The sequence below is a fragment of the Pengzhenrongella sp. genome, from assembly GCF_036565025.1.
Taxonomy (GTDB): Bacteria; Actinomycetota; Actinomycetes; order Actinomycetales; family Cellulomonadaceae; genus Pengzhenrongella.
Map to the genome: position 1 here is coordinate 1 of NZ_DATCNW010000181.1, position 9,163 is coordinate 9,163.

General features: G+C 73.7%; 8 protein-coding genes. 4 read left to right on the forward strand and 4 right to left on the reverse strand.

The genetic code is table 11. The features are described from left to right. Positions 1-1,480, reverse strand: a 1,480-nt coding sequence (locus VIM26_RS10525) for a UvrD-helicase domain-containing protein (RefSeq protein WP_331950884.1), incomplete at its 3' end; no start/stop codon positions are given. Positions 1,481-1,719: 239 nt separating this feature from the next. On the opposite strand from VIM26_RS10525, the gene VIM26_RS10530 reads away from it, so the two are divergent. Next, positions 1,720-2,379, forward strand: coding sequence for a TetR/AcrR family transcriptional regulator (locus VIM26_RS10530; protein ID WP_331950886.1), 660 nt, complete (start codon positions 1,720-1,722; stop codon positions 2,377-2,379). Positions 2,380-2,655: 276 nt separating this feature from the next. Continuing rightward, positions 2,656-2,880, forward strand: coding sequence for a DUF3107 domain-containing protein (locus VIM26_RS10535; RefSeq protein WP_331950888.1), 225 nt, complete (start codon positions 2,656-2,658; stop codon positions 2,878-2,880). Positions 2,881-3,023: 143 nt separating this feature from the next. Here the strand turns inward: VIM26_RS10535 and VIM26_RS10540 are convergent, their stop codons facing one another. Next, positions 3,024-3,785: a ferritin-like fold-containing protein gene (locus VIM26_RS10540; protein ID WP_331950890.1), complete on the reverse strand. Its 762-nt coding sequence runs from the start codon at positions 3,783-3,785 to the stop codon at positions 3,024-3,026. A gap of 259 nt (positions 3,786-4,044) precedes the next feature. Between VIM26_RS10540 and VIM26_RS10545 the strand changes: the two genes are divergently transcribed. After that, a complete protein-coding gene (locus VIM26_RS10545) occupies positions 4,045-5,898 on the forward strand; it encodes a DEAD/DEAH box helicase (protein ID WP_414696473.1) in 1,854 nt (617 codons plus the stop codon). Between the two features lie 93 nt (positions 5,899-5,991). Here VIM26_RS10545 and VIM26_RS10550 read toward each other — a convergent pair whose 3' ends face one another. Continuing rightward, entirely contained in the window at positions 5,992-6,612 is a 621-nt protein-coding gene (locus VIM26_RS10550; protein ID WP_331950892.1) for a MarC family protein, read from the reverse strand. Continuing rightward, positions 6,609-7,451, reverse strand: a complete 843-nt coding sequence (locus VIM26_RS10555; RefSeq protein WP_331950893.1) for a PHP domain-containing protein — start codon at positions 7,449-7,451, stop codon at positions 6,609-6,611. The genes VIM26_RS10550 and VIM26_RS10555 overlap by 4 nt, the downstream gene beginning before the upstream one ends. Before the next feature lie 119 nt (positions 7,452-7,570). Here VIM26_RS10555 and VIM26_RS10560 point away from each other — a divergent pair, with 119 nt between their 5' ends. Beyond that, positions 7,571-9,103 (forward strand): aminopeptidase P family protein, encoded by a 1,533-nt coding sequence (locus VIM26_RS10560; protein WP_331950895.1) that lies wholly within the window; start codon positions 7,571-7,573, stop codon positions 9,101-9,103. Positions 9,104-9,163 lie beyond the last annotated feature (60 nt).

The window sequence follows — 9,163 nt, forward strand, 5'->3', positions numbered from 1 at the left end:
GCCGCAGCGCACACCCCAGGGCGAGCAGCAGCGGGCGCACCGCCGGCTCGTCGCGCAGCGGGAGGTCGCTGCCGAGGACCGCGACCGGGACCGAGGCGGTCGCGAGCGCGCGCCGCAGCCCGGCGACCTGGCCGCCGGACCGGGCGATCACGGCCATCCGGCCCCACCCGACGCCCTGCTCGAGGTGCGCGGCCCGCAGGGCGTGCGCCACGTACGCGGCCTCCTGCGCGGGGCTCGGCAGCAGGGCAACCCGAGCGGGGATCGGGGTCAGGTCCTCGCCGGGCGAGGAGGCGAGCAGGTCATCGCCCGCCGCTGCGGGCGCCGGGACCCCGGCGGACGACGTCGCGGGCCCGGGCCGCGGGGCCGGGCGGCGGTGCCGGACCTCGCCGACCGAACCGATCTCCTGGGTCACGGCGGCCGTGACCGCTCGCAGCTCGGCGCCCTGGCGCCATGAGGTGCTGAGCACGAGCCGGTCCGCGCCGAGCTCGCCCAGCCCGGCGCCGGCGACCGTGGCCCGGCCGACGAGCGCGGGCGCGGCGCCCCGGAACGTCTGGACGGCGGTGTCGGGGTCCGCGAAGAGCACGAGCCGGGCGCCGTCGTCGGCCAGCACGCGCAGCAGGCGCGCGGTGGCGGCGGTGCTCTCCTGGTGGTCGTCCACGACGACCAGGCGCCAGCGCGGGCGCGGCACGCCCGGAACCTCGTCCTCCCACGCGGTGAGCGCCTCGGCCGCCTCGTCGACGACGACGGCGGGGTCGAACCGCGCGCCCGCGTCGGGGGTCGCCTGGCGGAGCAGCGTGACGTCGAGGTACTCGCGGTACAGGTGCGCCGCGGCGACCCACTCCGGTCGCTCGGCGCGCTCGCCGAGGGCGGTCAGGTCGGCGGGCGTGAGGCCGCGCTCGGCGGCCCGCATCAGCAGGTCCCGGAGCTCGTCGCGGAACGCCCGCACGCCGAGCACCGCGGGCGGCACCGTGTCCGGCCAGTTCAGCGGAGCACCGTCACCGACCGCGTGCCCGGCCAGCAGCTCGCCGAGCAGCAGGTCCTGCTCGGGACCGGAGATGAGCGTGGGCGGCGGCTCGCCGAGCCGCGCGGCGCGCGCCCGCAGCACGGAGAACGCGACCGACGGACCCGTGCGGACCATCGGTTGACCGGCCGTGCGCCGCACCCGCACCGAGAGGCGGTCGCGCATGTCGGCCGCGGCGCGCCGGGTTGCCGCGAGCACGAGCACGTCCGCGGGGACCAACCCGAGGGACTCCGTCGCGGCCGCCACGGCCTCGATCGCGGTGCTCGTCTTGCCGGTCCCGGGCGCGCCCAGCACGAGGAGCGCGGTCCGGTCGGACGCCGACGCGACCCGCTGCACGACGGCGCGCTGGCTCGGGTCGAGCGCGAGACCGGCGGGCTCGCCGCCGGCCGTGCCAAGACCGGCGAGCGCCGGAGCCACCAGCTGCAGCCGTGCGGCGTCTAGGAGGCTCGGGCGGGTCACGCCGCAGATCCCATCACACACCACCCACACGCCCGCCCCCCTGACCCGCGTGGCGCCCAACCGGTCCCCGACGGGCGTCGAATTCGCCGTTTTCAGTCGAGTTCGCCGATCGAATTCGACGAATTCGACGTCGGACCGGCGAACTCGACGTCACCACGCGCGCCAACCGCGGTGCTGCCCGCAACGCCCCCGCACGGACGCGGGTCACCTGTTCCGCGAGGCCTCGCTACCATCGCCGGATGACGCAGTCCGAGGGCGAGCCGGTCGACCCGCCGCGCAGCCGGCGGATGCCCCGCGCGGCGCGCCGCGAACAGGTGCTGGCCATCGCCCAGGACCTGTTCGCGAGCGAGGGATTCCACCACGTCTCGATGGACGACATCGCGGACCGCGCCGAGGTCTCCAAGCCGGTCCTCTACCGGCATTTCCCGTCCAAGCTCGACCTGTATCTCGCCGTCGTCGACGCCCGTGGAGCCGGCCTGCTGGCCGCCGTCGAGATCGCCCTCGCGCCGGTCGCGCACGGCCCGGTGCACTCCGGCGAGGGCCGCAAGGTGGTGCGCGCGCTGGTCGCGGCGTACTTCGAGTTCGTCGAGGCCGCCGGCGAGTCGTCCTCGCTGCTCTTCGAGTCGGACGTGACGCACGACGACGCCGTGCGGGCTCGCGTCGAGCAGGCAGGGGCCGAGGCCGCGCGGGGCATCGCGCGGGTGCTGGTCGAGTTCACCGGGCTGCCGAGCCCGCAGACGACGCTGCTCGCCGCGGCTCTGGTCGGCATGGCGCAGAGCGGGGCCACCAGCCGGTTGCGCACGGAGACCGGCCTCACGGTCGACGACGCGGCGGACCTCGTGGCGCGGCTCGCCTGGGGCGGCGTCGCCGGCCTGGTGCACCCCGACCCCGAAACCTAGCCCCAAGCTCCTCACCGATCACGCGAGTGCGCGACTTTGGCTGTTGAAAACGCGAATTAGGCAGCCAGAATCGCGCACTCGCGTGATCGTCGCCGGGACGGGGAGTTTCTGGGATGGGAAGGGTGGGGGGGTTCTGCGCCCCTGGCTGAACCGGGTCGCCGCGCGCCGCACGGACGACCTGCGGCGGGGCACCACCACCTAGGATTGCCAGCGAGCCCGGCAACCAGGCGCACAGCGCCCCGGCCGCCGGGGAACTACCGAGGGAAAGAAGTGACTGTGGAGATCACGATCGGCGTGCAGAACCTGCCCCGCGAACTGGTGCTCGAGTCCGACCAGACCCCGGACGAGGTCGCCACGGCGGTCAACGCCGCGCTGGCCGGCAAGTCGGCCCTCGAGCTGCTCGACAGCCGCGGACGGCGCGTGATCATCCCCACGGCGTCGATCGGCTTCGTGGAGATCGGCTCCGAGGAGCAGCGCAAGGTCGGCTTCGGGGGTCTCTGACACCGCACGACACACGAATGGCCGCGGCGCTCGCCGCGGCCGTTCGGCGTCTGCAGAACTGTTTCGCGGAGCCGGGCCGTTCAGCTTCGCCGGCCGTCGCCAGAGCACGTCAGCCGTGAGTCGAGCGCGTCAGCCGCGCACGGCTACGCGGTCAGACCGAGGCGTTCCATCCGGTGCGTGTGCTCGGCGGTGAGCCGTCCGAACAACCGGCTCGCCGCCTCGGCCTGCGCGTTGTCGAACGACGCGATGCCGTCGGCGGAGACCGTGCCGGTCGCCACGACGCCGTCGGCCCCGGGCACCTGCGCGCTCTGCACCACCGCGGCGTCGACCACCAGGCGGGCGAGCGCCGGCTGGGACTGCACGAGCGACTGCACGACGCCGAGCGCCTCGCCCACCATCCGCCTACCCCACAGCGCGAGGCGCGAACTCAGCACGGCGTCGTCCGCGCCGGCCGCGGCGAGCTCGGAGACGACCAGCTCGGCGTGGCTCGTCCCGTCGAGCACCTCCATGACCAGGGTGTTCGTCGCGGCATCGAGGCCGACGGCGGCCTCCTTGCAGAAGTCGTCCGCCACGCCGTAGCCGACGTACGCCTTGAGCAGGCGCTCCCACCAGCTGCTCGACGGGGTCCGCTCGTCGAAGTCGTCCATCACGGTGGCGAACCGCGCGACCTCCTCCTGCGGGGAGCCGCCGAGCTCGCGGATCCGGTCGAAGATGCGCTCGAGGCGCGTCACGGCACCGGCCGAGAACCGCGCGAGGCGCAGTCGCTGGTCGAGCGAGGGGGCCAGGGCGGAGTCAGCCGCGAGCCGCGTGAACGCGATGAGCTCGAGCTGCCCGACCAGGCCGAGAAGGGTGAGCTCGTCCGATCGGTCGGCGGCGAGCGTGGACGACGTCGTCGCTGCAGTCATGCCCCCAGGCTAGCCCCGCTGGACGCTCCGACATCTCGATGCGGGGTGTCCTATAGCATGAGGACGTACATCGGTTGCCCGGTCGTCTCGACCGCATCGCCCAGCGGCTCGCAAAAGTCCGCCGAGGCAGTGAATATTCACGATCGGCTGCCGGCCAACCTCAGTGATGAGGCCCGCTCCCCGAACCTGCGGCGGCATCCGCACAGGTCAGTTCTCTGAAGGGTGGCGTGCGGCCTCTTCTCTGGCGACCACGTGAGGCATCGACGTGACCACCACCGATATCCAGCCCGAGAGCGCCGCGCCAAGCAGCGTCCAGGCCACCGACCCATCCTTCGCGGACTTCGACGTCCGCCCCGAGATCGTCGCCGCGCTCGCCGAGGTGGGCATCACCCACCCGTTCGCGATCCAGGCCATGACCCTGCCGGTCGCCCTCGCGGGACACGACATCATCGGCCAGGCCAAGACCGGGACGGGCAAGACGCTCGGCTTCGGCATCCCGCTGCTGCACCGGGTGGTCTCCCCCGGCGAGCAGGGCTACGAGGACCTGCCGGCACCCGGCAAGCCGCAGGCGCTCGTCGTGGTCCCGACCCGCGAGCTCGCGGTTCAGGTCGCGAACGACCTCGCCACCGCCTCCTCCAAACGCACGGTCCGCGTGCTGCGGGTCTACGGCGGCCGCGCCTACGAGCCCCAGGTGAGCGCGCTCGCCGCCGGGGTCGACGTCGTCGTCGGAACCCCCGGGCGCATGATCGACCTGCTCAACCAGGGCTTCCTCGACCTCTCGCGGGTCAAGTGCGTGGTCCTGGACGAGGCCGACGAGATGCTGGACCTGGGCTTCCTGCCCGACGTCGAGAAGCTCCTCGCGCGCACGCCCGCCTCGCGCCACACGATGCTGTTCTCCGCGACGATGCCGGGCGCGGTCGTCGCGATGGCCCGCCGGTACATGACGCAGCCGACGCACATCCGGGCGAACGACCCCGACGACGCCGGCGCGACCGTCAAGAACACCAAGCAGGTCGTCTACCGCGCGCACGCGATGGACAAGGTCGAGGTCCTCGCCCGCATCCTGCAGGCCCGCGGCCGCGGCCTGACGATCGTCTTCGCGCGGACCAAACGGACCGCCGCCAAGGTCGCCGACGACCTCGTCGCGCGCGGCTTCGCGGCCGGCGCGATCCACGGTGACCTCGGCCAGGGTGCCCGCGAACAGGCGCTGCGCGCGTTCCGCAACGGCAAGGTCGACGTGCTCGTCGCGACCGACGTCGCCGCGCGCGGGATCGACGTCGAGGACGTCACGCACGTCGTCAACTACCAGTGCACCGAGGACGACAAGACGTACCTGCACCGCACCGGCCGCACCGGCCGCGCGGGCAAGAAGGGCACCGCGGTCACGTTCGTCGACTGGGACGACATGCCGCGCTGGGGCCTGATCAACAAGGCCCTCGGTCTCGGGATCCCGGAGCCCGTCGAGACGTACTCCAGCTCCGAGCACCTGTACACCGACCTGGACATCCCGGTCGGCACCAAGGGCACGCTGCCCAAGTCGGAGCGCGTGCGCGAGGGACTCGCCGGCGAGGTGCTCGAGGACCTCGGCGAGACCGGCAAGCGGCACACCTCCGGCGCCCCGCACGGCACCGGCGGCGGTCACGCCGGTGGTGGCGGGCGCGACGGCGGTGGCGGGCGCGACGGCGGGCGCGGTGGCTCCGGCGGCGGGCGCGACGGCGGCCGTGGCGGTTCCGCTCGCGGCGGGCGCCCCGAGCGGTCCGAGCGGTCCAGCGAGCCCCGGTCCAGCGAGCCCCGGTCCGACGGCGGCCGTACCGCCGAGGCACCCCCGGCCGGGCGCACCGCCGAGGGTCGGACCGGCGGGGCACGCCTCGGCGAGTCCGCCCGCTCGGGCGGGACCCGCACGCGCACCCGGCGCGGCGACTCGACGTCGGACGCGCCGCGCAACCCCGTCGCCGCAGCCGGCGCGCAGAACACGGGCCCGATCTCGGGCGACACCGTGGCGTCGACCACCGGCGAGGGTTCGGGCGACCGGCCTCGTCGTCGTCGCAACCGACGCCCGCGCGGCGGTGCCGGCGCGGCCGGCGCGACCCCGACGTCGGCCCCGCAGGCCTGACCCCACCGAGCCCGCCAGCGGGAGACCGCACCCAACGCCGACGACCGCGCACCTTGCGAGGTGCGCGGTCGTCGCGCATGTGCGCGGTCTGCGCTACGCCTTGATGAAGGCGCGGATCGCGTTCGCGATGAGCTGGACCGCGATCGCGGAGAGCAGCAGGCCGGCGATCCGGGTGATCAGAATCGTGCCGCTGTCGCGCAGCACGCGGTGCACCACGTTCGCGAAGCGCAACGCCAGGTACAGGCACAGGTGCACGGCCACGACGCCGAGGCCGATCGAGACCCAGTCGACGGTGGACTGGTCGGAGCCCTGCACGAAGACCATCGTCGCGACGATCGCACCCGGCCCGGCGAGCAGCGGCGTGCCGAGCGGGACGAGGGCGACGTTCACGGCCTTGTTGCTCGACGGTTCGACCGACTCCATCTTGCCGGTGAGCAGCTCCATCGAGATCAGCAGCAGCAGCAGGCCGCCGGATGCCTGGAGCGCGGGCAGCGTGATGTGCATGTAGCTGAGCAGCTGCTGGCCGAACAGCGCGAACGCGAGGATCACGCCGCCCGCGACCAGCACGGCCTGGCGGGAGGCCCGCGCGCGCTGCTTGCCGGTCATCGAGCTGGTCAGGCCCAAGAAGATCGGCACGATCCCCGGCGGGTCCATGATCACGAACAGGGTGATGAAGACCTCGGAGAACAGCCGTCCGTCGAACACGTGGCTCACGGGCGGACCACCGCCGTCGTGCCCTGCTCCTCGATCGCCTCGAACACTGCGGGGTCCGTCACGTTCTCACCCATCCGATTCGGCTTGCCTGCGCCGTGGTAGTCGCTCGATCCGGTGACCAGCAGCCCGAGGCGGGCCGCGAGCGCGCCCAGCCGGGCGACCTGCTCGGGCGAGTGGTCGCGGTGGTGCACCTCGAGGCCCGCGAGCCCCGCGCCGGCCATCGCCTCGATCAGTGCGTCGGGCACGATCCGGCCGCGCGCGTCCGCGCCCGGGTGCGCGAACACCGGAACGCCGCCCGCCGCGCGCACGGCCGCGACGGCGTCGAGCGCGTCCGGCGCGTAGTGCGGCACGTAGTACTTGGACCGCGGCACGAGCATCGTCGCGAACGCGGCGCTCCGGTCGGCGACGACGCCGTTCGCAACGAGCGCGTCCGCGATGTGCGGGCGCCCGACGGTGGTGTCGGGCGTGGTCTGCGCGACGACGTCCGCCCAGGTCAGGTCGAAATCCTCGGCGAGCCGGTCGACCATCGTGCGGGCCCGGACCAGGCGGGCGCTGCGGGTGCGTTCGAGCTCGACCGTCAGCGCCGGATGGGCCGGGTCGTGCAGGTAGCTGAGCAGGTGCACGCTGATGCCGCGAGCGCGTGCGGAGACCTCGGTGCCGAGCACGACGGCGACCCCGGTGTCCGCCGCGGCGGCGGCCGCCTCGGCCCACCCGCCGGTCGTGTCGTGGTCGGTCAGGGCGACGACCGCAAGGCCCGCGGCGGCGGCCGCCGCAATGACGCCGGCGGGCGTGTCCGTGCCGTCGGAGGCGTTCGAGTGGGTGTGGAGATCGATCAGCACGCCGCCAAGAGTAAGCGCTGGCCCCGCAAGCCTCGCGCCGGGGTTCTGCCGCCTCCGCGCGGACCCTCCGGCGGGCGCACCCGGACGGGTCCGCGCGAGCCGGTGGGAAGATGGGCCGCATGAGCGAACCTCTGAACACGCCCGAGGCCGACGGATCCGTCCAGCCGATCGAGAGCCGCGGCGACAACCGTTCCCAGCGTCCCAGCTCGGAGGCCTTCAAGGCCTTCATCAGCTCCGGCTGGGGCCCTCGCGTCGAGCTCGGCCTTGAGGCCGGGCCGGCCGCGCCGTACACCGCCAGCCGGCGCGCACGGCTGTCCGCGCTCTTCGGTGGCGAGCGGCTCGTCGTGCCGGCGGGCTCGTTCAAGGTCCGCAACAACGACTGCGACTACCAGTTCCGCCCGCACTCGGCATTCGCGCACCTCACCGGCCTGGGCACCGAGCAGGAGCCCGACGCCGTCCTGGTACTGCACCCGGTCGCCGCTGGCGCGGGCGACGAGGGCAGCGCGCACCGCGCGGTGCTGTACTTCCGCCCGCTGGCGGGCCGGGAGACCGACGAGTTCTACTCCGACTCGCGCTACGGGGAGTTCTGGGTCGGCGCCCGCCCGACGCTGGAGGACATCGAGACGCTCACCGGCATCCGGACCGCGCACCTGGACGACCTGCACGACGCGCTGACCAAGGACGTCGGCGCCGACGGCGTGAAACTGCTCGTCGTGCCGGGTGCGGACGAGGCGATCGAGTCGGTCGTCGAGGAGATCCGGGCCGCCGAGGACTCCGGGCAGCGTGACGAGCTCCTCGCCGAGGCGCTCTCGGAGCTGCGCCTGATCAAGGACGCGTACGAGGTCGACCAGATGCGCCAGGCCGTGAACGCGACGATCGACGGGTTCGCGAAGGTCGTGGCCGACCTGCCGGTCGCCACCCGGCAGGAACGCGGCGAGCGCGTGATCGAGGGCACGTTCGGCGCGCACGCCCGGCTCGAGGGCAACGCCGTCGGGTACGACACCATCGCCGCCGCGGGCGAGCACGCCACGACGCTGCACTGGACCCGCAACGACGGCCGGGTGCGCCCCGGCGAGCTCGTGCTGATCGACGCCGGCGTCGAGGTCGACTCGCTCTACACCGCGGACGTCACGCGCACGCTGCCCGTGGACGGGCAGTTCACCGACGTCCAGCGCCGCATCTACACCGCCGTGCTCGACGCCGCCGACGCGGCCTTCCGCGCGGCGGTGCCCGGGGCGAAGTTCCGGGACGTGCACACGGCCGCGATGGAGGTCATCGCCACCCGGCTCGGCGAGTGGGGCGTGCTGCCCGGGACCGCCGAGGAGTCGTTGGCCCCCGAGGGGCAGTTCCACCGGCGCTACATGGTGCACGGCACGAGCCACCACCTGGGCCTGGACGTGCACGACTGCGCGCTGGCCCGCCGGGAGATGTATCTCGACGCCACGATCACCCCGGGCATGGTGTTCACCATCGAGCCGGGCCTGTACTTCAAGTCGGACGACCTGACCGTGCCGGCCGAGTACCGCGGGATCGGCGTGCGGATCGAGGACGACGTGCTGGTGACGATCGACGGCAACGAGAACCTGTCGGCCGCCCTCCCCCGCCGCCCGGAGGCCATCGAGGCCTGGATGGCGACGATCCGCGCCAGCTGACCCTCCCCAGAACCCGCAACGTCCGAGCGTTGACGTCCTATAGGACGTCAACGCTCGGAC